General features: G+C 67.0%; 25 protein-coding genes and 1 pseudogene. 7 read left to right on the top strand and 19 right to left on the bottom strand.

All coding sequences use genetic code 11. The features are described 5' to 3' along the window. Positions 1–72 precede the first annotated feature (72 nt). Positions 73–738: a sulfur transferase domain-containing protein gene (locus tag P0Y52_02810; protein ID WEK59433.1), complete on the top strand. Its 666-nt coding sequence runs from the start codon at positions 73–75 to the stop codon at positions 736–738. A gap of 15 nt (positions 739–753) precedes the next feature. On the opposite strand, the gene P0Y52_02815 is transcribed toward P0Y52_02810, so the two are convergent. The 17 genes from P0Y52_02815 to folE form a co-directional block, all read right to left on the bottom strand. Further along, positions 754–954: a hypothetical protein gene (locus P0Y52_02815; protein WEK58488.1), complete on the bottom strand. Its 201-nt coding sequence runs from the start codon at positions 952–954 to the stop codon at positions 754–756. Beyond that, on the bottom strand, positions 951–1,139 hold the full coding sequence (locus P0Y52_02820; protein WEK58489.1) for a hypothetical protein: 189 nt from the start codon (positions 1,137–1,139) through the stop codon (positions 951–953). The genes P0Y52_02815 and P0Y52_02820 overlap by 4 nt, the downstream gene beginning before the upstream one ends. Before the next feature lie 99 nt (positions 1,140–1,238). Continuing rightward, positions 1,239–1,490, bottom strand: a complete 252-nt coding sequence (locus P0Y52_02825) for a DUF4170 domain-containing protein (protein WEK58490.1) — start codon at positions 1,488–1,490, stop codon at positions 1,239–1,241. A gap of 14 nt (positions 1,491–1,504) precedes the next feature. After that, positions 1,505–2,299: a 3'(2'),5'-bisphosphate nucleotidase CysQ gene (locus P0Y52_02830; GenBank protein ID WEK58491.1), complete on the bottom strand. Its 795-nt coding sequence runs from the start codon at positions 2,297–2,299 to the stop codon at positions 1,505–1,507. Beyond that, positions 2,296–3,642 (bottom strand): metallopeptidase TldD-related protein, encoded by a 1,347-nt coding sequence (locus P0Y52_02835; GenBank protein ID WEK58492.1) that lies wholly within the window; start codon positions 3,640–3,642, stop codon positions 2,296–2,298. The genes P0Y52_02830 and P0Y52_02835 overlap by 4 nt, the downstream gene beginning before the upstream one ends. 44 nt (positions 3,643–3,686) lie before the next feature. Continuing rightward, on the bottom strand, positions 3,687–4,082 hold the full coding sequence (locus P0Y52_02840; GenBank protein ID WEK58493.1) for an MAPEG family protein: 396 nt from the start codon (positions 4,080–4,082) through the stop codon (positions 3,687–3,689). Positions 4,083–4,084: 2 nt separating this feature from the next. Further along, positions 4,085–5,935 (bottom strand): M14 family metallopeptidase, encoded by a 1,851-nt coding sequence (locus tag P0Y52_02845; GenBank protein ID WEK58494.1) that lies wholly within the window; start codon positions 5,933–5,935, stop codon positions 4,085–4,087. Between the two features lie 69 nt (positions 5,936–6,004). Then, complete coding sequence (locus tag P0Y52_02850; protein ID WEK58495.1) at positions 6,005–6,634, bottom strand: hypothetical protein; 630 nt, start codon at positions 6,632–6,634, stop codon at positions 6,005–6,007. Between the two features lie 80 nt (positions 6,635–6,714). After that, positions 6,715–9,036, bottom strand: coding sequence for a methyl-accepting chemotaxis protein (locus tag P0Y52_02855; GenBank protein WEK58496.1), 2,322 nt, complete (start codon positions 9,034–9,036; stop codon positions 6,715–6,717). 85 nt (positions 9,037–9,121) lie between these two features. Further along, complete coding sequence (locus tag P0Y52_02860; protein WEK58497.1) at positions 9,122–10,651, bottom strand: UbiD family decarboxylase; 1,530 nt, start codon at positions 10,649–10,651, stop codon at positions 9,122–9,124. 10 nt (positions 10,652–10,661) lie between these two features. Then, positions 10,662–11,300 (bottom strand): Pr6Pr family membrane protein, encoded by a 639-nt coding sequence (locus P0Y52_02865; GenBank protein WEK58498.1) that lies wholly within the window; start codon positions 11,298–11,300, stop codon positions 10,662–10,664. Beyond that, a complete protein-coding gene (locus P0Y52_02870; protein ID WEK58499.1) occupies positions 11,300–11,548 on the bottom strand; it encodes an XRE family transcriptional regulator in 249 nt (82 codons plus the stop codon). Before P0Y52_02870 ends, P0Y52_02865 begins: the two co-directional genes overlap by 1 nt. 40 nt (positions 11,549–11,588) lie before the next feature. Beyond that, positions 11,589–12,443, bottom strand: coding sequence for an aldo/keto reductase (locus P0Y52_02875; GenBank protein WEK58500.1), 855 nt, complete (start codon positions 12,441–12,443; stop codon positions 11,589–11,591). Between the two features lie 48 nt (positions 12,444–12,491). After that, positions 12,492–13,358 carry an alpha/beta hydrolase gene (locus tag P0Y52_02880; protein WEK58501.1) on the bottom strand — a complete coding sequence of 289 codons (867 nt, stop codon included), beginning with the start codon at positions 13,356–13,358 and terminating at the stop codon, positions 12,492–12,494. 64 nt (positions 13,359–13,422) lie between these two features. Continuing rightward, the gene (locus tag P0Y52_02885) at positions 13,423–15,258 is read right to left on the bottom strand and encodes a gamma-glutamyltransferase family protein (protein WEK58502.1); all 1,836 of its coding nucleotides are present in this window, start codon (positions 15,256–15,258) and stop codon (positions 13,423–13,425) included. A gap of 136 nt (positions 15,259–15,394) precedes the next feature. Beyond that, positions 15,395–15,835 (bottom strand): biopolymer transporter ExbD, encoded by a 441-nt coding sequence (locus P0Y52_02890; protein WEK58503.1) that lies wholly within the window; start codon positions 15,833–15,835, stop codon positions 15,395–15,397. Between the two features lie 209 nt (positions 15,836–16,044). Next, positions 16,045–16,662 carry a GTP cyclohydrolase I FolE gene (gene folE, locus P0Y52_02895; GenBank protein ID WEK58504.1) on the bottom strand — a complete coding sequence of 206 codons (618 nt, stop codon included), beginning with the start codon at positions 16,660–16,662 and terminating at the stop codon, positions 16,045–16,047. 126 nt (positions 16,663–16,788) lie between these two features. On the opposite strand from folE, the gene cysS reads away from it, so the two are divergent. Beyond that, positions 16,789–18,240 (top strand): cysteine--tRNA ligase, encoded by a 1,452-nt coding sequence (cysS, locus tag P0Y52_02900; protein WEK58505.1) that lies wholly within the window; start codon positions 16,789–16,791, stop codon positions 18,238–18,240. 176 nt (positions 18,241–18,416) lie between these two features. Here the strand turns inward: cysS and P0Y52_02905 are convergent, their stop codons facing one another. After that, on the bottom strand, positions 18,417–19,703 hold the full coding sequence (locus P0Y52_02905) for a lytic murein transglycosylase (GenBank protein ID WEK58506.1): 1,287 nt from the start codon (positions 19,701–19,703) through the stop codon (positions 18,417–18,419). A 370-nt stretch (positions 19,704–20,073) separates the two neighbouring features. Here P0Y52_02905 and ykgO point away from each other — a divergent pair, with 370 nt between their 5' ends. The 5 genes and pseudogenes from ykgO to P0Y52_02930 all read left to right on the top strand — a co-directional run bounded on the left by ykgO (position 20,074) and on the right by P0Y52_02930 (position 23,484). After that, on the top strand, positions 20,074–20,199 hold the full coding sequence (ykgO, locus tag P0Y52_02910; GenBank protein WEK58507.1) for a type B 50S ribosomal protein L36: 126 nt from the start codon (positions 20,074–20,076) through the stop codon (positions 20,197–20,199). Positions 20,200–20,419: 220 nt separating this feature from the next. Beyond that, a complete protein-coding gene (locus tag P0Y52_02915; protein WEK58508.1) occupies positions 20,420–20,698 on the top strand; it encodes a DUF2312 domain-containing protein in 279 nt (92 codons plus the stop codon). Between the two features lie 179 nt (positions 20,699–20,877). After that, positions 20,878–21,151 (top strand): annotated as a pseudogene (locus P0Y52_02920) (hypothetical protein). 418 nt (positions 21,152–21,569) lie between these two features. Further along, entirely contained in the window at positions 21,570–23,009 is a 1,440-nt protein-coding gene (locus tag P0Y52_02925) for an IS1182 family transposase (GenBank protein ID WEK58509.1), read from the top strand. A 100-nt stretch (positions 23,010–23,109) separates the two neighbouring features. Next, positions 23,110–23,484, top strand: coding sequence for a hypothetical protein (locus P0Y52_02930; protein WEK58510.1), 375 nt, complete (start codon positions 23,110–23,112; stop codon positions 23,482–23,484). Positions 23,485–23,538: 54 nt separating this feature from the next. On the opposite strand, the gene P0Y52_02935 is transcribed toward P0Y52_02930, so the two are convergent. Beyond that, a complete protein-coding gene (locus P0Y52_02935; protein WEK58511.1) occupies positions 23,539–23,733 on the bottom strand; it encodes a hypothetical protein in 195 nt (64 codons plus the stop codon). Positions 23,734–23,741 lie beyond the last annotated feature (8 nt).

Here is a 23,741-nt window from a genome sequence, read left to right on the forward strand (position 1 = left end):
TGGGGCGCCAAGTCAAGCCGCGTGGCGAAGCCTGCAGGTGACGCGGTGCGCTTTCATCGCTATCTGCGGCTTATGCAGCGCTATGATCTGACCACGGCGATGGGCCGATTCAAGGCGCATTGGTCCTATTTCTGGAAGGACCACGCCTTCCTCCGCACGGCCTTCACCAACGCCCACTGGCTGGGGCCGGACCTGGTGCGCACCAATCAGCCGTCGCCGGGACAACTGGCCTATTGGCGTCGGCGCGGGATCAAGACGGTCATCAACCTGCGCGGGCAGCGTGACGAGGCCTATTACTGGCTGGAGAAGGCCGCCTGTGAGCGGCTGGGTCTGACCCTGATCGACGCCCCGTTGGACTCACGCGACGCGCCGGGCCGCGACCGCATCGACCGGGCGCGTGAACTGTTCAAGACCATCGAGTATCCGGCCCTGATCCACTGCAAGTCGGGGGCGGACCGGGCGGGGATGATGGCGGTGCTGTATCGTCACTTCCATCTGGGCGAGCCGATCTCGGCGGCCATGTCGGAACTGGGCAAGCGCACCCTGCACAGCCGCGAGGGCCTGACCGGGGTGCTGGACTATGTGCTGGAGAAGTACGTCAACGAGGTCGAGCCGACCGGCGTCAGCTTCGAGGAATGGATCCACAGCGACGCCTATGATCCCAAGGCCATCCGCGCCGAGTTCAAGTCTGGCTGGTGGGGCCGGCTGGTCGTCGACCGCCTGCTGAAGCGCGAGTAAAACCTAACCTCCCGGTCAGCCCCAAGGCCCGCGTTTGGGGCCGTGTTGCGCGGTCTCGGCGTCTCGGCGCGCCTTGCGGTCAGCCTCCCATTGGCGGAACCAGCGGGCGTAGTTGCGCTCGCGGCCCAAGACGATCAGCCACAGGGCCAGGACGCTGATCAGAGAGATGATCCCGAACAGCTGTTGTCCGTCGAGGGTCTGGCCGAACAGGGTCAAGGTCGCGGCTCCGCGTTACGAGACGGATGATGATGCCCGGATTCGGCCGGGGTGATGGGGTCGTTCCAGGCGGTGTCCTGATCTTCGCCGGGTCGGGGCGCGTGCGCGGGGCCCTTCTTCACGACCCAGACGACGGCGACCACGGCCAGGATCACAAGCAGCAGGACGATCAGGGTGGGCGTCATGATGATCACCTCTTCAGAAACGCCAAAGGCGGCTGACGAGAAAGCGCGTCAGCCGCCTGTGCGGTTCCGTAAACCTCGCCGTGAGGCGAGGGCGGCAGATCAGACGTCGGAGCGCGGGTCGATCAGCTTGTGCGCGTGCAGGATGAAGTAGCGCATGTGGGCGTTGTCGACGGTGGCCTGGGCGCGGGCCTTCCAAGCCTGCTTGGCTTCGTCGTAGCTGCCGAAGGCGCCGACGAACTCGACCTTGTCCAGGTCGCGGAAGACCGGCTCGGCCGGGTGACGCATCTCGCCGCCGATGACGAGGTGAAGCAGTTGAGGGTCGTGGGAGTCGGCCATGGAGAGGGGGTCCATTGCGAAAGGGAATGTCAGATGGCCAGCGGGATAGGCGCTGTGCGCCTCACGATCAACGGGTGAAGGGCCGGCGCCGCGCAGATCAGGCTGGTTTGTCGCGGATCTGGGCGATTAAAGCACCAGTCACGGCCCCTATGGTCGCTGACTTTCGCGCCCGCCTCCTCAGCGATCAGGGCGCCGGCGCAGACGTCCCAGTCCCATTTGGGGCTGATGGCGATGGCCGCGTCAAAGGCCCCGGCGGCGACCAGGGCCATGCGATAGGCCAGGGCGTTGCGCTTGGTGAAGCGCATTTCCGGCCAGGGCTCGGCCCATTCGCGCGCCTCCATCAACCGGGCGTCGGCCAGAAGCTCGGCGTCTTCCAAGGTGTCGGTGTCCGAGGCGCTGATGGGGCGACCCTGCAACCGCGCGCCGCCGCCGAGCGTCGCCTCGAACATCTCGCCCAGCATGGGAGCGTGGATGACGGCGGCGACCGGACGGCCGTCCTCGACCACGGCGATGGGCACGCACCACCAGGGCTTGTTCTTCATATAGGCGACGGTGCCGTCGATGGGGTCGACGACGAAGATGCGCTTCTTGGTCAGGCGCTCGGCGTTGTCCGCCGTCTCTTCGGACAGCCAGCCATAGTCGGGACGGGCGCCCAAAAGCGTGTCCTTCAATAGCTGATCCACCGCCAGATCGGCGCTGGTGACGGGCGAGCCGCCCTCCTTGGACCAGACCTTCAGCCCCGCCTCGCGATGCTCAAGCGCCAGCCGACCGGCGGCCAGGGCCGCGTCGCGGATCAGTTCGAGGTCGGAAGCGAGATCGGTCATTTGCCGGCGATGGCCACCGCGTCGAACATCAGGGAGGGGCTGTTGAAGGAACCCCGGAACTCCAGATCCGATCCCCGCACCAGACGGGCGTAGAGGTCGATCAGATTGCCCGCCACGGTCACTTCGCTGACGGGATAGGCCAGTTGGCCGTCCTCGAACCAGAAGCCCGACACCCCGGCGGACCAGTCTCCGGTGTTGCCGTTCAGCGACGGGCCGAACATGGAGGTGATCAGCAGGCCCGACCCGGCCTGGGCCATCAGGCCCGCCTTGTCGTGTTCGCCCGGCGCCAGATGCAGGTTGTGGGTCGAGACGCCGGACGGTCCCGCCAGACCGCGCGAGGCGTGCCCGGTCGAGGCCATCCCCAGCTGGGCGGCGGCGGCGGTGTTCAGCAGCCAGGTGGTCAGGACGCCGTCCTCGACGATGTTGCGCCGTTCGACCGCCACGCCCTCGTCGTCGAAGGGGGTGGAGCCGAGGCCGCGCAGGCGGAACGGATCGTCGATCATGTCCATGCCCGCGGGCAGGACGCGCTGCCCCAGCTTGTCCTTCAGGAAGGAGCTGCCGCGGGCGATGGCCGGGCCGGAAATGGCGCCCAGCAGCGGCGACAGCACCTGTGTCGCGATGCGGTTCTCGAAGATGACCGGGGCGGTGGTCGAGGCGATCTTGCGCGGGCCGACGCGGGCCACGGCGCGCTCGCCCGCCTTCAGGCCGATCTCGGCGGCGCCGGGCAGGTCGGACAGGTGGCGGGTCGCACGGCTTTCGCCGCCGCGCTCCATGGCGCCGTCCTTTTCGGCGATGACGCCGACGCCCAGCGAGAAGGCGCTGCCCTGATGACGGCCGTCAAAACCGTGCGAAGTGACCAGACGCCATTCGCTGGCCGACCATGAGGCGTGACCGCCCTCGGACTTGGACACGCCCGCGACACCGAGAGCGGCGGCCTCGGCCTCGGCGGCGGCGGCCTCCAGCGCCTCGGCGGTGCGCTCGGACGGGTCGAACAGGTCGAGGTCGGCGTGCGGTCCTTGCGCCAGCCGGTCCTGCGGGGCCAGCGCGGCATAGGGGTCTTCGGGGGCCAGCTTGGCCATGGCCACGGCGCGCTCGACCAGACGGGCGCGGGTGGCGTCGGACAGGTCGGAGGCGGACACCGTCGCCTGTCGGCGACCGATGAAGACGCGCAGGCCCAGGTCGCGGGCTTCTTCGCGCTCGACCTCTTCCAGCTCGGCGTTGCGCACGCCGACGGACAGGGAGGCGCGGTGGGCGGAGACCGCCTCGGCGGCGTCGGCGCCGGCCTTCAGCGCGGCGGCGACCAGATCGGAAAGGATGTCGGGGGAGGGCGTCTTATCGGACATGCCCCGATATGGCGGACCCGCCCCCGCATCGCAACAACTAGGCCTTAAATGACCGACCAGGCGATCAGGCTGACCGACGCCACCAGCAGGGCCAGCCAGGTCAGGACCATGCCCGTCACCCGGCCCAGCGACGGCCCCTTCTGGAACAGCAGGCCCAGGGCATGGATGATGCGACCCGCGAACAGCACGCCGCCGACGCCGTGGATCAGCAGGGGCGGCGCGCCGACGAAGGCCAGCAGGATCAGCCCGCAGATGCCTGCGGGAATATATTCAGAGGCGTTGCCGAAGGCGCGGACGGCGGGGGTCATCTCGGGATTTCCGCCGTCGCCGAACTCGATCAGATGCCGACGCCGACGGCTGACCACCACGCTGGACAGGACCAGCAGCAGCAGGATCAGCAGCCCGCCCCACAGGGTCGCGGCTTGAATCGAGGGGACCATGCTCAGTTCTCCCGCCCGACCGGATAGAGGCGGAAGCGCTGATCGTAGAAGGGCGTGCGCTCATAGAACCAGGCCAGGCGGGCGTCGCCGTCGGCGGCGAAGGCGGGCTCGGCGGCCAGCTTGGCCTCGAATTCGGCCTTCAGCGCTGGATCAGCCGCCAGCATCTTCTCGGCCAGGGGCGCGATGGCGTAGGCCTCGATGTATTCGACGCGGTTCAGCACCTCGGGGAACATGCCCCATGCGAAGAAGCTCTCCGACGACTGAGGCTCCAGCAGCAGGATGGCGAGGTCGCCCATCGGCTGATCGGTCGGCACGCGCACCGAGCCGACGGGGAAGGTCCAGTCCTTGGCTTCCGCGTGAACCTCGCTGACCGTGATCGGCACATGGCCCTCATTGGTGCGGGCCGAGACCTTGGGATCGATCAGGCGCAGCATATCGACGGCGACCGTGCGCGGCGCGGCCAGCGTCTCCATCTGCACGCCGTGCATCTTCAACCGCTCGATCAGGTCGGCGCGATAGGAGGGCACCCAGTAGGCGGTCGGGCGCTTCAGCGTCAGGGTCGGGTGCGAGCCGAAGTAGGGCACCTGCCACAGCTCCGGGTCCGGCTGACCCAGCCAGCGCAGTTCGGGGCGGCCCGAGGCGACGCTGTCGTAGGTGTCATAGAGGATGCCCTTGAACGGGCGCATCCGCGTCGGCTGCTCGTCGCCGTCGAAGTTGGCGGGCAGTTCGGCGGGGCGCAGGGCGCGGTCGGCGGTGATGGCGGCGCGCAGGTCTGTCGACTTGTCGGCCAGAACCTTCAGCGCTTCTTCCAGGAAGACATAGGCGCCCAGAACCCGCTGCTCGTGCGGCTTCAGGCTGTGGTTCTCGATCAGGATAGTCGGGACGTGGGCCGCCGAGCCCCAGCCGTTGGAATAGCGCTCGCCCAGACCGCCGTCGTTCATGCCCTTCTTGGGATCGCGGTCGTCGATGGCGAAGACCAGTTCGCCGGGGATGTGGCCTTGCGCCTCCAGGGCGGCGTTCATCTCGGGCTTGAAGGCGTCGTCCAGCCATTTCGCGATGGCCGGGCTGCGGCTCCAGACTCCGCCCTCGCCGTTGTAGCCATAGGTGACATCGTACTGATAATCGATGCCGTCGGTGACGTGGATGTCGACGTAGAGGTCGGGATTATACTTGTGGATCAGGCCCATGACGGCCTGCATCTCGGCCTGATCCAGCTTCATGAAGTCGCGGTTCAGGTTCTGGTTGGTCGCCGTGTGACGCCAGCCCTGATTGCGCGGTCCGCGCTGGTTGGGCCGGGAATAGGGGCTGGTCCGCTCGTGCCCGTCCACGCTGAGGATCGGGATCAGGATCAGGTTGGCGCGGTCCAGCAAGCTGTCCTTGCCGTAGAAGGCCATGTCGCGCAGCAGCATCATGCCCGCGTCCTTGCCGTCGATCTCGCCCGGGTGGATGCCCGCCTGGGCCAGCAGGACGGGCTTGGACGGGTCCAGGGTGGCGCCGTCCTTCGACGCGATCACCGCATAGAGGGGCCGCCCCTCCGGCGAGACGCCGAACGGCTCGATGCGGATCAGGTCCGAGGCCGCGTCCAGCCGGTCGAACCAGGCGCGCGTGTCGGCGTAGGAGGGCGAGAAGTCATGCGCCGCATCGGCCTCGAAGGCCGTGACCCAGGGGTCGGAGGCGTCGCGCAGCAGGGCCTTGGACGCGCCATTCCACGTCGGCGCGGGGGGCAGGAAGGCCTGATCCCATGCCGCTGTCTTGGGGGCGGTGTTCGGAACGGAAGGGGTCTGGGACATGGCGGGGCTCACGCAGGCGACAAGGGCGGCGACGGCCGCCACAAGGAGATAATCAGGGCGCATGGCGCTTCGTGGGCTGATCGTCATCGTCTGGCAAGCCTCGGGGCGGGGGGGCAGGTCTGTGGCAAGGGTTCAGCCCGCGCCCGTCATGGGCGGCCAGCCGCCCGCCGCCGCCAGCGCCGCCGCTGACCGGGCCATCTGCCACAGGCTGTAAAGCAGGACGACGGCCAGGGCGCCGACCGCCACGCGCCGCCAGGGCGCAAAGGCCGCCGTCGCCGTGCCGATCACGAAGACGGCCACCCCGACCCACAGGGTCACGGAGCTCGCCAGCCGGGCGAACCCCGGGTCCGCCTGGCCCAGGATGACGACCATGACCGCGACGATCAGATTGGCGGTCAGGATGCAGCCGAACACCAGACGTCGATGGGCCCAGAAATGGGCGTCCATGTCGACACGCTCATGGGTCCCCTCGGCGGAGACCCGCGGGAAGGTGACGCTGGCCGCCACATAGAAGGTCGCGGCGATCATCAGGCTGACCAGCAGCAGGAAGGTGTTGAACGGCGCCCCGCGAAAGATGATCCAGGCCTGGTTCCAGAAGGTGGCGATGTCGATGGCCACGAACAGGGCCAGGGCCGGCGTCAGCCAGCCGAAGCGGATCCGCTCGCGCTCATGCAGCACCCGCGCGAAGCCGCCGACCAGTTCGGCCACCGACAGACCCAGCAGCAGGCCATAGAAGCTGAAGAAGAACTCGAACGCGCTCAAGGCAGCCCCCCGACCAAGACGGCGGTCAAGCTAGACCGTTCCTCGCCCCCGCGCCAGTCGGGGGCGAAGAGGGGCGGGGCCTAGAATTCTTCCCAGCCGTCGGTCGAGGCCGCCGGGGCGGCGGACAGGCCGCGTCCGCCGACGCTTTTCAGGGCGATGACCGTGCGGGGCGAATTGGAGGTGGGACGCATGGGCGTCGGACGCGCCGCTCCGGCCTCGGCGTGGGTGCGGAAGCGGCCCATCAGGTCGGCCAGGCTGGTGGTTTCCTGCGCCAGCGAGTGAGCGGCTGCGGTGGATTCCTCGACCATGGCGGCGTTTTGCTGGGTCATCTGATCCATCTGGCTGACCGCCACATTGATCTCGCCCAGACCGCTGGACTGTTCTCTGGCCGAGGCGGCGATATTGGCCACCAGGCCGCTGATCTGGGCCACCTCGTCGATGATGCGGTTCAGGGCCTGGCCGGTGTCGTCGACCAGGCGGACGCCCTGATTGACCCGCTCGGTGCTGGAGCTGATCAGAACCTTGATCTCCTTGGCCGCCTCGGCCGAGCGCTGGGCCAGGGCCCGCACTTCGGAGGCCACGACGGCGAAGCCGCGACCTGCGTCGCCCGCGCGCGCCGCCTCGACCCCGGCGTTCAGGGCCAGCAGGTTGGTCTGGAAGGCGATCTCGTCGATGACGCCGGTGATCTGGGCGATCTGTTGGGCCGAAGTTTCGATTTCGCGCATGGCCGTCACCGTCTGATCGACCACGTCGCCGCTGCGGCGGGCGCTGTGGCGGGTCGCCTCGACGATGTCGCGGGCGCGGTCGGCGCCGTCCGAGGCCTGGCGCACGGTGGCCGTGACCTGTTCCAGGGCGGCGGCGGTTTCTTCCAGGCTGGCGGCCTGCTGCTCAGTGCGGCGCGACAGGTCGTCGGAGGCCTGACTGATTTCCGAGGTGGTGGAGCGGATGCCGGCGGCGCTGCCGATGATGACCGTCATCGTCTCTTCCAGGCCGCTCATGGCCAGGTTGAAGTCGTCGCGCAGCTTGCGATAGTCCTCGGGGAAGTCGGCTTCCAGACGATAGGTCAGGTCGCCGTTCGACAGGCGCGACAGGCCTTCGCCGACCGAGGCGACGACGAAGCGTTGCTGCTCTTCGGCGGCCTGGCGGACGGCGTCGTTGCGCTGGCGTTCGGCTTCGGCGGCGATGCGGCTCTGCTCTTGCTCGGCCCGCAGACGGTCGGTGTCCGCCAGCTGGTGACGGAAGCCTTCCAGGGCGCGGGCGATGCCGCCGACCTCGTCCGTGCTTTCGGTGCCGCGCACCGCTTCTTCATAGCGACCGGCGTTCAGCGCCTTGACCGAGGCGGTCAGGCGCGCCAGCGGCTGGCGCACCACCTTGTCGGTCACGAAGAAGAGGCTGGCCAGGACCAGGGCCAGAATGACCATCCCCCCGATCATCATGGCGACGGCGAGACGGTCTGACGGGCCGTTGATCGCGGCGGTGGGGATGTCGGTCACCAGACCCCAGGTGGCGTTCAGGCCGGCCAAGGGCGCGGGGCTCACCTGGCGCTCGATGCTTTCGCCGCTCAGGCTGTGCAGGCCGCTCAACAGGGCGGGCTCGCCACGGCTCAGCACGGCGCGCACCGCGTCGGCCTGATCCTCGGCATAGGGCTTGGTGAGCAGGGCGGCGTTGGGGTGCGACACCCAGTGGCTGCTGCTGGACAGCAGCATGACCTGGCCCGAGCCGAGGGGCTTCATCTTGCCCAGCAGGGTGGACAGGTCGTCCAGCGCCAGGTCCAGACCGGCCACGCCGATCACCTTGCCGCCCGAGACGACCGGATAGGCCACCGAGGTCATCAGCACCGACTTGCCGCCCACGTCATAGGCGTAGGGCTCGACGATGGCCGGCTTGCCCGTGGTGAAGGGCTGGGTGAAATAGGGTTGCTCGTAGTCATTGCCCGCGTTCAGCGGCTGCATGCTGATCGCCCCGCCGTCGTTGACCCAGTAGGGCAGGAAGTTGCCGGCGGCGTTCGAGCCGAGATCGACCCGGCCCGCCAGTGATGCGTCCCGACCGTCAAAGGCGCCGGGGGCGGCGATGAACCAGCTGCCCATGACCAGGGGCGTCGCGGTGGCGGCCGGCTTCAGCATGGCCATGACGGCGGCGCGGTCGCGCAGGCCGGTTTCATGCGCCTTGCCGATCATCTCGGCCATCATGCGGGCGGTGGCGGAGGCTTCGTTGATCTTGCCGCCCACGCTGGCCACGGCGCCGTCGCTCAGGGCCTGGGCGTAGTCGTGCGACAGACCGCGCGCGACGGTGCGCGTATTCTGGGAAACGGCGAAGGCCGCGAACAGCAGCAGGACCCCTGTCACCGCGCCGCCCGCCATCAGCATCTTGCCGGCCACGGTCAGATTCTTGAAAGCACGCATGGTCACTCCTCACTCCACACCGGCTTAACGGCGAGAGGATTAAGGAGAGGCTATCGGACCTCGGGTTCGATGATCGCCGTCGGCGTTATTTCCAGATCGGCGTCTTGTCGCCCGGCAAGCCCAGACGATCCCACAGGTCGTTGACCCGTTCGACCACGGCCTCGTCCATGCGGATTTCCTCGCCCCATTCGCGCTTGGTCTCGGGCTCCCACTTGTCGGTGGCGTCCAGGCCGATCTTGGAGCCCAGACCGCTCTCGGGGCTGGCGAAGTCCAGATAGTCGATGGGGGTGTTCTCGATGACGGTGATGTCGCGCGCCGGGTCCATCTTGGTCGAGACGGCCCACATCACGTCCTTCCAGTCGCGGGCGTTGATGTCGTGGTCCACCACGATGATCCACTTGGTGTACATGAACTGCCGCAGATAGCTCCAGCAGCCCATCATCACCCGCTTGGCGTGGCCCGGATAGGCCTTCTTCATCGACACCACGGCGATGCGATAGCTGCACCCCTCGGGCGGCAGCCAGAAGTCGACGATCTCGGGGAACTGCTGGCGGATCAGCGGGATGAAGACCTCGTTGAGGGCCTCGCCCAGCACGCTCGGCTCATCCGGCGGGCGGCCGGTGAAGGTGGTCAGATAGATCGGGTCCTTGCGCATGGTGATGGCGCTGACCTGGAAGACCGGGAACTTCTCGACCGAGTTGTAATAGCCGGTGTGGTCGCCGTAGGGGCCTTCGTCCTCGAACTCGTCCAGCAGGACGTGGCCTTCCAGCACGATCTCGGCGTTGGCCGGCACCATCAGCGGCACGGTCTTGCAGGGGACCAGCTCGGCCTTGGAGCCGCGCATCAGGCCGGCGAACTGATACTCAGACAGGGTTTCCGGCACCGGGGTCACGGCGGCCAGGATGGTCCCCGGATCGGCCCCGAGCACCACGGCGCAGGGCAGGGGCTCGCGCTTGCCCGCCTTCTTGTGCCGGGCGTAGTGCTGGGCCCCGCCGCGATGGGCCAGCCAGCGCATGATCGCCTTGTCCTTGCCCAGGACCTGCATCCGATAGATGCCCAGGTTGAAGTCGTCCTCGCGGTCGTCCGACGGCCCCTTGGTCACGACCAGACCCCAGGTGATCAGGGGCGCGGGCTCGCCGGGCCAGCAGCCTTGAATGGGCAGGCTGGTCAGGTCGATCTGGTCGCCCTTCAGCACCACCTCCTGCACCGGAGCCTTCTTCACCGTCTTGGGCCGCATCGACATGACGGTCTGGGCCAGGGGCAGCATCTCCATGGCGTCGGAGAAGCCGCGCGGCGGCGTCGGATTGCGCAGGAAGGCCAGCAGTTCGCCGACCTCGCGCAGTTCGCCCGCCGTGGTGCGTTGCTTGCCCTCCAGCGTCACGCCCATGGCCACCCGTTTCACCGTGCCGAACAGGTTGGCCAGGCAGGGGATGGGGCTGATCGAGCCGTCCGGCATGACCGGCTTCTCGAACAGGACCGCCGGGCCGCCGTTGCGCAGCAGCCGCGTCTGGATCTCGGTCATCTCCAGATGGGTGGAGACGGGCTCCGACACGCGAACCAGTTCGCCGTCGGCTTCGAGGGTCGCAAGAAAATCGCGCAGGGACTTGTAGGCCATGCGCTGACGCTTAGGCGGACGCGCGGCTTCTGTCACGCCGTCCGAAGCTGCGGTCGATCGCCACGACGATCAGGCCGACGATCAGGAAGAAGATCAGCAGCCCCGCGAAATAGACCATGACCTTGCCCAGCCCCAAGGTGTCCGCGTCCACAAACCAGTAGGGCCACCAGCCGCTCAGCCCGCCATGCAGCAGGGTCCAGCCGCCATAGATCAGCACCGGGATCAGCCATTTGACCGGATCGATCCAGCGCAGTCGGCCCTTGGGCGTAAAGGCCAGCCAGTCGACCACGAAGGCGATGGGCATGACGTAATGCAGCAGGCTATTGCCCACCAGGGCCCAGCCTTGCGGGGCCCAAATACCCGCCAGCAGAAAGTGATAGACCACCCCCACGACGACAATGAACATGGCCACGGCGGCCCGCACGCCTTCGCTGAGCGTCCAGCGCCCGATCCGGCTGTTCGGCGCCGCGGCGGGCGCGGTCAGGGCCAGGGCCACCAGAATGTTCGACAGGATGGTGAAGTAGCTGAAGAAGTTCAGCGTCAGCTCGCCGGCGTTGATCTGCGGATTGCCGTGCAGCATCAGGCCGTATTGCAGGCCGAGCGCGAACCAGCCGGCGCAGGCGAAGACGGCGCGATAGAGGCGGGCCATCAGTATTCGGGCTTGTCGGCCGCCAGCGCCCACACCGGCAGGCGAAGGGCGCGGGTGGCGGCGTCGAGGCCTGCGGAATCCAGATGCTCGCGGCCCGCCTCGATGCGGCGCAGGGCCTCGGGCGTCAGGGCGAGGGCGGCGGCCAGATCGTCGGCCGCGACGCCCCTCTGATCCCGCCAGCGCCGGATGCGGGCGCCGACGACGGCGTCCATCGGATCAATCCCCGGAAAACCCAGAACCGAACCCATGGCGTCCTCCCCGACGCAGGCGTCCTATGACGCTGTGAGGTCAGGCATCCTGATCCCATTGGAAGGCCGCGTCCAGCCAGTCGCCCAGACGGCCGTCGGCACGGGCCAGGGCGTGGATGCGGGCCATCTCGTCCGCCGTCAATTCGAAGTCGAAGATGTCGAAGCTCTCGCGTGCGCGCTCGACCTTGGTGGTGCGCGGAATGGCGATGACGCCCTGCTGGATGATCCAGCGCAGAGTGATCTGGCCGTTGCTCTTGCCGTGAACCCTGGCGATCTCCCCGATCACGGCGTCGTCGGCGATCTTGCCTTGGGCCAGCGGCGACCAGGCGGTGAGGGACGAGCCCAGCTCACGCGCCGTCTCGATCAGGGTCTTCTGCGACAGATAGGGGTGATACTCGACCTGGTTGGTGATCAGCGGCGCCTTGGACAGACCCGCCGCCTCGCGGAACAGGCTTGAGGGGAAGTTCGACAGGCCAATATGCTTGGTGAAACCCTTCTCCTGCGCTTCGTTCAGGGCGCCGATGGTCTCGGACAGAGCCGGCGTCGGCTTGGGCCAGTGCAGCAGCAGCAGGTCCGGCGTCAGGCCCAGGCTGATCGCCGACTCCTCGGCCTGACGCAGCAGGGCGTCGCGATGGAAGTGCTCGACCCAGATCTTGGTGGTGACGAAGATGTCGTCGCGCGTCACGATCCCTTCGGCCACCGCGTCGGCGACGCCGTCGCCCACGGCCTTCTCGTTCTTGTAGATCCAGGCCGTGTCGATGTGGCGATAGCCGATACGCAGGGCCTCGCGCACCATGCGCCGCGCGTCGTCTGCCTCCAGTTGCCAGGTGCCGAAACCCAGCAGCGGAATCTCCACGCCCGAGGCCGTAACGGTGGGGTGATCGGAATAGGGCATGGGGAGGCTCCGGCGGATGTTCGGGGAGCGTCGCATATAGGCGCCGGTTCAGGTCTCGCCACGGTCCAGCCAGTGGAAAATCCGGTCCCACAAGGGCTCCATGCCCTTGCGAAAGGCGCCCTCGTGGCCGATGCGCCGGGCGCCGAAGTCGCCGGGGGCGTGGACGCTGATCTCGGACGGGGCGTGGGGATAGACGCTGAGCAGGTCGCGCGCGGTGTTCGGCGTGGCGATGGGATCGTCGGTGAAGATCCACGAGCGGATCGGCGCGGTCACGGCCTCATAGTGATGCGGCCGCAGCGTCGTCTCCAGCTCGCGCGAGAAGTATTCCCGCTTCAGGCACCAGCGCCGCCAGGTGGTGAATACGCCGCGCGGCAGGTCGGTCCCGCCCCACAGGCCGCCGCCCTTGATATAGCCGTGCCGCATCAGGCTGAACGGGCCGAAGCCCAGCCAGAAGAAGAGCTCCAGCGGATTGTAGGATCGGTGATGCCCGCCCCACCAGCCGGTCCCGACCGAGACAAAGGCGTGGCGCTCGATCCGGTCCTGATTGTTCATGAAGCCGAGGAAGTGCCCGCCGACGCTGTGGCCGACGTGGACGACCCGCAGGCCCGGCGTCGCCTCGATCAGGGCGTCCAGGGCGGCAGGCATATCCAACCGCCCCCAGTCGGGATAGTCCATCCACATGGCCTTCAGATCATCAGGCCGCGACCCGGCTATGCCCCGGAAGTCATAAGTCAGCACCGCCGCGCCCTGGCTCGCCAGATGCCGCGCGAACCGCTCGTAGAAGCCCTTGGGAAAGCCCGTCCCCGACGACACCAGCACGGCGATGCGCGGCTCGGCCGCCGACACCAGCCGCATCGACAGCGGATAGCCGTCGGCGGCGGGTGCGGTGAAGTCGCGCGTGACAAGGTCGCTCATAAGGTCCGTCCTGATTTGCAACGAACTCTAGGCGATTGACGCGAGGTCAGGTCAAGCGGGCCTATCAGTAGGCCAGGGCGTTGCCGTCCTTGCGCATTTCTGTGGCGGCTCCGTAGGTCCAGCGGCCCTGTGCGTTGATCTGCTTCATCACGTTCTGATAGCCGCCGAAGCCGCCGTCGGGCGGGCCGAGGTCCCAGCCCATGGCGGTCAGCTGCTGCTTGGTCGCGTCTGGCACGCCGGATTCCAGATGCAGCTTGCCGACGCCCTCGGCGGGCTGGCCGGTCGGTTCGGACGAGCCGTAGTGCTGCCAGCGCGGGCTGTCGCCGGCCTCCTGAGGATCGAGGCCGTAGTCCACCATGTTGATGATGATCTGGGCCTGACCCTGGGGCTGCATCCCGCCGCCCATGACGCCGTAAGCCATCCACGGCTCCCCGTCCTTGCAGGCGAAGCCGGGGATAATGGTGTGGAAGGGCCGTTTGCCGGGCGCATAGACATTGGGGTGGCCGTCGGTGAGCGAGAACAGCTCGCCTCGGTCCTGGAACATGAAGCCGAGCGTGGCGCCGTCCGGGCCGTCGGGCGTCAGCCCTGAGCCCATGCCGCGATAGTTGGACTGGATCCAGCTGACCATCATCCCGTCCTTGTCGGCCACGCTGAAATAGGTGGTGTCCCCTTGCGTCGGGGCGTCTCCGGGGAAGACACGGTCCATGACGCGGTTGGGGTTGATCAGCCTGGCGCGCTCGGCGGCGTAGGCCTTAGAGTTCAGCCACGCCGTCGGGGTCTTGCTGAACCGCTCGTCGGCGAAGTAGCGCGCGCGGTCCTCGAAGGCCAACCGCTTGGCCTCGGCCTGATGGTGGATGGAGGCGGCGGACTGGAAGCCCATGGCCTTCAGGTCGAACTGTTCGCAGATGTTGAGGATTTGATTGGTCGACAGGCCCTGGGTGTTCGGCCCCAGGCTATAGACCTCGACCCCGCGATAGGTGGTCATCAGCGGCTCGACCCATTCGGTGCGGTGGGCGGCCAGGTCGGCGCGGGTCATCCAGCCGCCGATGCGCTTGAAATAGCGCTCGATATGGTCGGCGATCACCCCGTCATAGAAGGCGTCGCGCCCGCCCTCGGCGATCAGGCGCAGGGTGCGGCCCAGGTCGGGGTTGGCGAAGATCTCGCCGGTCTTCGGCGTGCGGCCGTGGGGCGTATAGACCTTCTTCCTGTTGTCGTTTTCCTCGATCTGGGCCGCCGCGCGGTCAAAGCCGGCCATGTTGCGTTCCAGATACCAGGCGATGACCTGGGGCACGGGCACGCCCTGTTCGCACAGCTCGGCGACCGGGATCAGAATGTCTTTCCACGGCAGCTTGCCGTAGCGCTGGTGCGCGCTCCACCAGGCGTCGACCGTACCGGGCACGTTGACGGTCACGGCGCCGTACTTGGGCAGGTAGCCGTCGGGGCCGGCCTTGGACCGGGCCGTGGCCAGCGAAAGGCCGCGCGGACTGTTCCCGGAGCCGTTGAAGCCGACGACCTTTTTCTGGGTCGGGTCCCACATCAGGCAGAAGGCGTCGCCGCCGATGCCGTTGGCGGTCGGCTCAAGGAATCCAAGCGCGGCGTTGATGGCGATGGCCGCGTCGATGGCCGACCCGCCGCGCCTCAGGGTGTCCAGACCGATCAGGGTGGCGGCGGGGTGGGCCGTGGCGGCGGCGCCGTTGGCGCCCCAGACCGTCGAGCGACCGACGAACTTCGGTCCTGTCACCCGGTCGCCGATACCAACCCCGGCGTAAGGGTCGGCCGGGCGAGGGGCCGGGGCGGGCGTCTTGGCTGCATCCGTTCCGGGCGTCTGGGCGAGGCTGGCGCCCGCGCCGGCCAGAAGGGCGCCGGCCGGCAGGCTGGACAGGAAGGTGCGACGACGCATGGCGATTTCCCCCGAAACTTACGCCCCGCATCAAGAACGGCGAGGGGCGGCAGGGCAAGCGCCCTGTTGAGGCCGGGCAAAGAAAAAGGGCCGCACCCGGGGGAGCGGCCCTGATCCGTTTGAGAGGAGGGAAGTCCTACTCGATGTCTTCGTTCAGAAGGCCGACCTTGTAGAAGCCGTTTTCCTGAAGCTTGTTCATGACTTCCATGAACTGGTTGTACTTCACCTCGGCCTGGGCGCGGACAAAGACGCGCTCTTCGCGGCAATCCGTGGCCACGGCCTGAGCGGCGCAGACGTCGGCCGGCAGGGTCGCGATCGAGGTTTCCTTCTCGGCGATGTAGATATTCCCCGATTCCTGGATCGTGATGTACACGGGCTCCTTGGGCTTGTCGGTCGGCGACGGCGGGGTCGCCGGCGGCAGGTCCAGCTTGATCGACACGGTGGCCAGCGGCGCGGCGACCATGAAGATGATCAGCAGCACCAGCATGATGTCGACGAACGGCGTGACGTTGATGTCCGCGTTCTGTTCGATCGTTTTGCCACCCTGGCCCGCGGGACCGGAAAGTTTAGAGCCCATACGCCGTCGTCTCCCATCACAGCTCGCATTCTTTGGCGAGCAGCACTCAAAGGTATGGTTTGTGTCTTGGCGTCCCGCGCCGGGCTTGTAAAGCCGTCATGCGTGACGAATTCGCGTCATCGGGCAATAAGATTGCAAAACCGGCCGCCTCGCCGGGGCGAGACGACCGGTTCAAACCCCTTCGGACTCGGCCTCTTAGCCCCGGCCCTTTAGCCTCTGGCCAGCTTCAGGAAGCGGTCGGCCATGGCCGGATCATCCTTGAAGGCGCCGGTGAAGCGGGTGGTGATGGTGGTGACGTGGCGGTGATGCACGCCGCGCGTGGTCATGCACTGGTGCGCCGCGTCCAGCAGGACGGCCACGCCGCGCGGCTGCAGGTGCGATTCGATGGCCTCGATGATGTCGTTGGTCAGGGTTTCCTGGTTCTGCAGGCGACGGGCGAAGATCTCGACCACGCGCGCCAGCTTGGAGATGCCCACGACCTTCTCGCCCGGCAGGTAGGCGACATAGGCCTTGCCCAGGAAGGGTGCCATGTGGTGCTCGCAGTGGCTCTCGATCTCGATGTCGCGCAGGATGACCATGTCGTCATAGCCGGTCACGTCCTCGAAGGTGCGCGACAGCTCCTTGCCCGCATCGGCGTCATAGCCGTCGAACCATTCGGCATAGGCGTCGACCACGCGCTTGGGCGTGTCGATCAGTCCGGGGCGCGCCGGATTGTCGCCCGCCCAGGCGATCAGGGTGCGCACGGCCTCCAGCGCCTGTTCGCGGCTGGGGCGCACGACGGCGGTTTCATCGGTGACGAGGACGGGCTTGGCGGGCGAAGTGCTCATGAACTGATCCAGCGGGGCGGGGAGACCGCCAAGGCTACCTTTTACCAATCCGTTCGGACTGTGTATCAGGCCGCTATATGGGACACGCCGTCCGTCCCGCAAGAAAACTCGCAAAGACTGTCACCCATGCCGTTGCATATCCACGACACCCTCCGCCGTGAAAAGCGCGCTTTTGAGCCGCGCGATCCGAACCGGGTGACGCTCTATGTCTGCGGGCCGACGGTCTATGACTACGCCCATATCGGCAATGCGCGCCCGCCGGTGGTGTTCGACGTCCTGGTGCGGCTGCTGCGCCGGACCTATGGCCCGGACAAGGTCATCTACGCCCGCAACGTCACCGACGTGGACGACAAGATCAACGCCAAGGCCGCCCGCGAAGGCGTGCCGATCGGCGAGATCACAGCGCGCTACGAGGCCGCCTATCTGGCCGACATGGGCCTGCTGAACGTCAGCCCGCCCGACCTCGCCCCCCACGTCACCGACTACATCGACGCCATCACCGCCCAGATCCAGGCCATCATCGACGCCGGCAACGCCTATGCGGCCGAGGGTCACGTCCTGTTCGACGTCTCCTCCTATCCGTCCTACGGCGCGCTGTCGGGCCGCAATCTTGACGACATGATCGCCGGCGCCCGCGTCGAGGTCGCGCCGTATAAAAAGAACCCGCACGACTTCGTCCTGTGGAAGCCGTCCAAGGCGGACGAGCCGTCCTGGCCGTCGCCCTGGGGCGAGGGGCGTCCCGGCTGGCATATCGAATGCTCGGCCATGATCGAGAAGACCCTGGGGCTGCCCATCGACATCCACGGCGGCGGCATCGACCTGGTCTTCCCGCACCATGAGAACGAGATCGCCCAGGGCGTCTGCGCCCATGGCCACGCCCACGGCGATCAGGCCCACGACGAATACGCCCGCTACTGGATGCACAACGGCTTCCTGACCGTGGACGCCGAGAAGATGTCCAAGTCGATCGGCAACGTCCTGCTGCTGCATGATCTGGTGCAGGCCATGCCGGGCGAGGTGGTGCGCTGGGCCCTGCTGAGCGCCCACTATCGCCAGCCGCTCGACTGGAACCAGACCTTGCTGGAGCAGTCGCGCAAGAACCTCGACCGCCTCTACGGCGTCCTGCGCGACGCCGACGCAGCTCTGGCCGACTTCGACGAGGCCACGCTGGACGAGGCCGAGATGGAACTGGCCGAGAACGCCCTGGACCCGGTGCTGGACGCGCTGGAGGACGACCTCAACACGCCCGGCGCCATCGCCCAGCTGTTCGGTCTCGGCAACGCCCTGCGCGACCTGCTGAACGACGCCGAGGCCGACATCAACGACGTCGCCATGGCCCGCTGGAGCCTGACCGAAGCCGCCGGCCTGCTCGGCGTGCTGGCCCTGACCCCGGATGAATGGTTCGAGGGCGGCGATCCGGCCCTCAAGGCCGAGGTCGAGGCCCTGCTGGAACAACGCGCCGTCGCTCGCGCCGAAAAGAACTGGGGCGAGGCCGACCGCATCCGCGACCGCCTGAACGCACTGAACGTCGTCGTCATGGACGGCCCCCAAGGCGCCACCTGGCGCATGAAGGCCTGAGTTTTCCTTCTCCCCTTGAGGGAGAAGGTGGCCCGTCAGGGCCGGATGAGGGGTGTCGGCACGACGTTTGTATGTCGTGGATCAGACGTTGCGGTCTTGATCGGATGGGAGGCGCTCACACCCCTCATCCGTCAGGCTTCGCCTGCCACCTTCTCCCTCAAGGGGAGAAGGAAGATCTACCGCGCCCGCCGGATCAGCTCGTCCGCCAGGACATCCGTCAGATAGCCGTCCGCCACCCGCCCGTTGGCCTGCTGCCAGCGGCGCAGGGCGGCGCGCGTGTTCGACCCGATCACCCCGTCCACCCCTTGCGTGTCGAAGCCCATCCTGGTCAGGGCCGTCTGGGCGCCCACGCGCTGTTCGCGCGTCAGCGGTCCGTCGTTGGGCCAGGTCGCGGTCAGCGGCGGTTTGCCCTGCACCCCGTCGGCGATCAGGCCGATGGCCAGGGCATAGCTGACCGAGTTGTTGTAGCGCCGGATGACATAGTGGTTGGGCAGGGCCAGGAAGACCGGCCCCTTGGCGCCCTGCGGCAGCAGGATGGTCGCGCCCTCGGCGGCTTCGGCGGCGTTCAGCACCGCCCCGTTGGCCAGACGTACGCCGCGCCCCGACCAATAGGCCCAGTCGTGCTTGGGCCCCTCGGCCTGGCTGTAGTCGAAGTTGGCGGGCAGGATGACCTCATAGGCCCAGCCCTGACCGCGCTTCCACCCGGCCTGGGCCAGCAGATTCGCCGCCGAGGCCAGGGCGTCGGCGTCCGAACCCCAGATGTCGACCTTGCCGTCGCCGTTCTGATCCACGCCCAGCTTCAGATAGCTGTCGGGCATGAACTGGGTCTGGCCCATGGCGCCCGCCCAGCTGCCCTTCAGGCCGTTGCGGGCGCGCTTGCCGTCCACGACGATGTCGAGCGCGTTCTTCAACTGGTCCTCGGCCCACGCGCGGCGGCGGCCGTCATAGGCCAGGGTCGCCAGCGAACGGATGACGTCGAAATCGCCCTGAACCTGACCAAAGGCGCTTTCCTGAGCCCAGACGCCCAGCAGGATCTCGGTCGGCACGCCGAATCGCTGGGTTACGTCCCACGGCACGCGGTCCACGCGCTGGCGCGCCATGCCGATTCGGGCGGGGGCGGTGGCGCTCTGGATATAGGCGCCGGCCGGGCGAGAGAATTCGGGCTGGTTACGGTCCAGGCGGATGACGCTGGCGTTGGGCGTGACGCCGTTCAGTTCGCGCGAATATTCCCACTTCCGCTCGCCGCCGTGACGATCGAGGAAGCCCTGCTTCCACGCCTCGAACCCGGCCTGGTCATAGGCGTCCGACAGGTCGGTCGACGCGGGCGGGGCGGCGGGGGCCGTCGTCGCGGGCGCGGGCTCCACCACGGCGGGCGGCGCAGGCTGCGGCTGAGGCGGCATGGGAACCATGGGCGCGCAGGCGGCGACGGAACCCAGGAGGGCAAGACGATAGGCGATACGCATGAGCACAGGCTAACGCCCCCGAATTCTACGACCAATCACAAGCGCGCGAAGCGAAAAGGGGTTTCGATGAAAAGGGTTAAGTCGCCGCTAACCCTTTGCGACAGGTGCGCCTTAACGAACCCCGTTTTACATTTCGCCATCCCTTGGACGCGGCCTGGTGGCGGAGGGGCGACGCGCCGGACGTGCATGTCCGGAGACCCTCCGTTCGACCCGGAGGCCAGGCCTCCAGCGGAATCCCCGCGCCGAATGTTGACGAAAGGCCGGGGCCTCTCTATACGCACCGCTCCGCCGCAAGGTCCTGTTCGCAGGCTCTCCGCGCATTTGTTTTTGTCCGCCCTCACGGGCCTCCAATTCTTCGGGACGTCCGACCATGAAGGTCCGTAGCTCGCTTAAGTCGCTCAAGGGTCGCCACCGCGACTGCAAGATCGTTCGCCGCAAGGGCGTGGTCTATGTGATCAACAAGACCGACCCGCGCTTCAAAGCCAAGCAAGGCTAAGACCGCGTCGGCGCCGGTTTCGGCGCCGCGGTTGCGATATCCAAGGCCGTGGACCCTGTCCGCGGCCTTTTTCGTGTCTGGACGGTTGAGCCTCCGGGCCGGGCGTGGTTAGCGTCCGCTGCATCATTCCTTGTCGCCCTGCCGGCCCTAGGCACGTCCGGGTGATTCCCTTTCTGCTCTGACGGCCCCTGGCCTGCTTGAGTTCTCTGGAGCCTCTCCCATGGCCGACGACGCCCCCGCCTTCGACGCCGCCTCCGACGTCCTGACCGCCACGGCCCAGGGCCGTCTGCGCTCGATCATCGAACGCCTGGAGCGCCTCGAAGAGGACAAGCAGGCCGTCATGGTCGATATGAAGGAGGTCTTCGCCGAGGCCAAGGGCGAGGGCTATGATGTCAAGGTGCTGCGCAAGGTCCTGCGCCTGCGCAAGCAGGACAAGGCCAAGCGTCAGGAAGAAGAAGCGATTCTCGACCTCTACCTGTCGGCCCTCGGCGAGATCTGAGGGAGGCGGGCCTGAAGCGCACGCCCTTCAAGCCCGCCCGCGACCCCCCTTCACGCTCCAGCAGCCTGAAGGGTGGCGACGCATCCAAGCTGCGCTCCAGCGGGCTCAAGAGCAGCGCCGCGCCAAGCCTGGGCTCAAGTAGCCCGAAGGGCGATAGCGCCCCTAAAAAGAAACCTTCGCTGAGCCCTTGGGAGCAGCAGAAGGAAGCCGCCAAGCGGTCTGCCTTGAACGCCCTGAAACGCGCCCGCCGCTCTGCAGAGAAGGCGGGCGTTTCGCTGTCCGAATGGGAGGGCGACTTCCTCGATTCCGTCGGCGAGCGAATCGAAACCCACGGCCGCGCCTTCGCCGACCCCGAAAAAGGCGCCCCCGGTCAGGCCTTCTCGACCATGCAGACCCGCAAGCTCAAGGAAATCACCGCCAAGGCCAACGGCGAGGAAACCCGCCCCTGGATGAAGAAGGCGAAAAAGGCGGAGGAATAAAGGTTCTCCTCCCACCGTCATTCCGGGGGGGCGAAGCGAACCCGGAACCCAGGCTGCGGGAGGGGTTAGCGATATCAGCTTCCGACCCGCTGCGGACCTTGGTGTACGCTTTTGCTTTCGTCATCCTCCGGCGAGCGCAGCGAGACCGGGGGACCCAGCGGCGCCGAAGGCGATCTGTTCACGAGTGTTCGACCATCGTCTGCGCGACAGGTTCGCGCTCTCGCGCGCCGCTGGGTCCCCCGGTCTGCGCCGCCAAGAGGCGGCTTGCCGGAGGATGACGAAAGGGAAGAACGCGCCGCTCTAAGGATATCCGCTTTCGACCGAGGCTGTGTGAAAACACCTTCTGTCCGAGCGAATTAGGTTAGCCTCCTGAGGTTAGCAGGAGGTGGATTATGAGCCGCTTCGTTCAGGGTGCAGATCGTCGGCAGCCCACGCTGCTTCCCGAATGTCTGGATGACTATGTGGTCGAGGATAATCCGGTCCGGGTGGTCGATGTCTTCGTCGACGAACTGGATCTGATGGGCCTGGGCTTCGAGGGTATGACGCCAGCGTCGACGGGACGGCCAGCCTATCATCCGGCCACGCTGTTGAAGCTCTACGTCTACGGCTACCTGAACAAGGTGCAGTCCAGCCGGCGGCTGGAGCGTGAGGCGCAGCGCAATGTCGAGCTGATGTGGCTGACGGGGCGGTTGGCGCCCGACCACAAGACCATCGCCGACTTCCGCCGCGACAACGGCGCGGCGATCCAGGCGGCGTGCGCGCAGTTCATCGTGCTGTGTCGCCAGCTTGGCCTGTTTGGATCAGCCCTGGTCGCCATCGACGGCTCGAAGTTCAAGGCCGTGAACACCCGCGACAAGAACTTCACCGCTTACAAGGTCAAGCGACGGATCGAACAGGTCGCCGAACACATCGCCGGCTATCTTCAAGACCTGGACACGGCGGATCGCCATGAAGGCGAAGCCGTTGAGGCGCGGTCCGGTCGGCTGGTCGAGAAGATCGATCGGCTGCGTGCCCAGATGGCGATGCTGACGGTCATGGAGGCCGAGGTCGAGGCGGCGCCGGATGGCCAGGTCTCCCTGACGGATCTCGACGCCCGCGCCATGGCGACGTCCGGTCGGGGCAGCGGCATCGTCGGTTACAACGTCCAGTCCGCCGTCGAAGGCGAGCACCACCTGATCGTCGCCCACGAGGTGATCATGACCGGCTCGGACCGGCAGCAACTGGCGAACATGGCCAGCCGAGCCAAGGACGCCATGGGCGTGGAGAGGCTCGATGTGCTGGCCGACCGGGGCTACTTCTCCGGCGAGGAAATCCTGGCCTGCGAGGCCTTGGGCGTGACGCCCTTCGTGCCGAAAACGCTGACGTCAGGTGCCAAGGCGACCGGCCGTTTCGGCAAGCAGGACTTCGTCTATCTGCCCGACCAGGACGTCTACCGATGCCCAGCCGGCTCCCTGCTTCCGTATCACATGACCGTCGTCGAGAAGGGCATGACGCTGCATCGATACTGGGACCGGACCAGTTGCACCGGCTGCAGCATCAAGCTCCAGTGCACGCCTGCGGTCGAACGAAAGGTCACGCGCTGGGAGCATGAAGCGGTGATCGACGCCTTACAGGCCCGTATGGACCTGAGGCCCAGAGCCATGCGCGAACGGCGAAGCCTGGTCGAACACCCGTTCGGCACGATCAAGGCCTGGATGGGCCACACCCACTTCCTCACGAAGCGCCTTCCCAACGTGAAGACCGAGATCAGCCTCCACATCCTGGCCTACAACATGAAGCGGGTGATGGCGGTGTTGGGAGCGAAACCGTTGATGGAAGCGATCAGGGCTTGAGGCCATCGCGCCTCGTCGTCACCTCTGCCTCAGCGTGGCTCAGCGTTTTTACACGGCCTCGACCCGTTGCGGACGTTCCGTAAGCAGGTGATGGTTCGGTATGGACGACACGCCTCTCCGGGTTCCCAACTTTTTTCTCCACGCCCTTCGCTACGATGTTGGGTCGCTGGTCGTCACGCTGGCCGTGAAAGGCGATCCTCATTTTGAGGTTCAGTTCGATCCACCTCGAGCCTTCCGTTCCTATGCCGAAAGCGACTTCTGGCAGTATCTGAAAGCCTACAAAGGCGAACCACTCTTGAGCGGTGGCGACGCGGACATCGGCGTGTTCATGAGCGAGGATGCCCCCTACGTCGTCGAATATCGGAAATACGTGCGCCCTTCGGAACCCGAAACAACCTACTCCTGCCTGATCGCGACTGAGCAAGAATGTGTTGAGGTAGTCTGCTTCGAGAAGCCGACGATCCGCTTCCTGTAAGGTCCGCTTCCTACCCCGAACCGCCATTCATCATGTCCGCTTCGCCGTCAGCCCCTACTTGGTGCTCCAAGGCCGCACGGCGCCGCTTTTGACGCGGGCGGCCTGTTCACGCTGGAAGCGGCCGCCGCGCGGGGGTTTGGCGCGGGCGGCGATGGCTTCCTGTTTTTCACGCAGGGCGCGCTGGATCGGCGTTTCGCCGGGCGTGGCAGCCGCCGGGGCGGGGGACTGGTCGTCGTTCTGGTCGCTCATGACGAACA

The sequence above is a fragment of the Candidatus Brevundimonas phytovorans genome, from assembly GCA_029203145.1.
In the GTDB taxonomy this organism is placed as follows: Bacteria; Pseudomonadota; Alphaproteobacteria; order Caulobacterales; family Caulobacteraceae; genus Brevundimonas; species Brevundimonas phytovorans.

Excerpts from the sequence above, each read along its gene's own strand:
- P0Y52_02810 (WEK59433.1), top strand. The coding sequence starts at position 73 with ATGCAGCGCTATGATCTGACCACGGCGATGGGCCGATTCAAGGCGCAT.
- P0Y52_02820 (WEK58489.1), bottom strand. The coding sequence starts at position 1,139 with ATGACGCCCACCCTGATCGTCCTGCTGCTTGTGATCCTGGCCGTGGTC.
- P0Y52_02825 (WEK58490.1), bottom strand. The coding sequence starts at position 1,490 with ATGGACCCCCTCTCCATGGCCGACTCCCACGACCCTCAACTGCTTCAC.
- P0Y52_02830 (WEK58491.1), bottom strand. The coding sequence starts at position 2,299 with ATGACCGATCTCGCTTCCGACCTCGAACTGATCCGCGACGCGGCCCTG.
- P0Y52_02835 (WEK58492.1), bottom strand. The coding sequence starts at position 3,642 with ATGTCCGATAAGACGCCCTCCCCCGACATCCTTTCCGATCTGGTCGCC.
- P0Y52_02840 (WEK58493.1), bottom strand. The coding sequence starts at position 4,082 with ATGGTCCCCTCGATTCAAGCCGCGACCCTGTGGGGCGGGCTGCTGATC.
- P0Y52_02845 (WEK58494.1), bottom strand. The coding sequence starts at position 5,935 with ATGCGCCCTGATTATCTCCTTGTGGCGGCCGTCGCCGCCCTTGTCGCC.
- P0Y52_02855 (WEK58496.1), bottom strand. The coding sequence starts at position 9,036 with ATGCGTGCTTTCAAGAATCTGACCGTGGCCGGCAAGATGCTGATGGCG.
- P0Y52_02860 (WEK58497.1), bottom strand. The coding sequence starts at position 10,651 with ATGGCCTACAAGTCCCTGCGCGATTTTCTTGCGACCCTCGAAGCCGAC.
- P0Y52_02865 (WEK58498.1), bottom strand. The coding sequence starts at position 11,300 with ATGGCCCGCCTCTATCGCGCCGTCTTCGCCTGCGCCGGCTGGTTCGCG.
- P0Y52_02870 (WEK58499.1), bottom strand. The coding sequence starts at position 11,548 with ATGGGTTCGGTTCTGGGTTTTCCGGGGATTGATCCGATGGACGCCGTC.
- P0Y52_02875 (WEK58500.1), bottom strand. The coding sequence starts at position 12,443 with ATGCCCTATTCCGATCACCCCACCGTTACGGCCTCGGGCGTGGAGATT.
- P0Y52_02880 (WEK58501.1), bottom strand. The coding sequence starts at position 13,358 with ATGAGCGACCTTGTCACGCGCGACTTCACCGCACCCGCCGCCGACGGC.
- P0Y52_02885 (WEK58502.1), bottom strand. The coding sequence starts at position 15,258 with ATGCGTCGTCGCACCTTCCTGTCCAGCCTGCCGGCCGGCGCCCTTCTG.
- P0Y52_02890 (WEK58503.1), bottom strand. The coding sequence starts at position 15,835 with ATGGGCTCTAAACTTTCCGGTCCCGCGGGCCAGGGTGGCAAAACGATC.
- folE (WEK58504.1), bottom strand. The coding sequence starts at position 16,662 with ATGAGCACTTCGCCCGCCAAGCCCGTCCTCGTCACCGATGAAACCGCC.
- cysS (WEK58505.1), top strand. The coding sequence starts at position 16,789 with ATGCCGTTGCATATCCACGACACCCTCCGCCGTGAAAAGCGCGCTTTT.
- P0Y52_02905 (WEK58506.1), bottom strand. The coding sequence starts at position 19,703 with ATGCGTATCGCCTATCGTCTTGCCCTCCTGGGTTCCGTCGCCGCCTGC.
- ykgO (WEK58507.1), top strand. The coding sequence starts at position 20,074 with ATGAAGGTCCGTAGCTCGCTTAAGTCGCTCAAGGGTCGCCACCGCGAC.
- P0Y52_02915 (WEK58508.1), top strand. The coding sequence starts at position 20,420 with ATGGCCGACGACGCCCCCGCCTTCGACGCCGCCTCCGACGTCCTGACC.
- P0Y52_02925 (WEK58509.1), top strand. The coding sequence starts at position 21,570 with ATGAGCCGCTTCGTTCAGGGTGCAGATCGTCGGCAGCCCACGCTGCTT.
- P0Y52_02930 (WEK58510.1), top strand. The coding sequence starts at position 23,110 with ATGGACGACACGCCTCTCCGGGTTCCCAACTTTTTTCTCCACGCCCTT.
- P0Y52_02935 (WEK58511.1), bottom strand. The coding sequence starts at position 23,733 with ATGAGCGACCAGAACGACGACCAGTCCCCCGCCCCGGCGGCTGCCACG.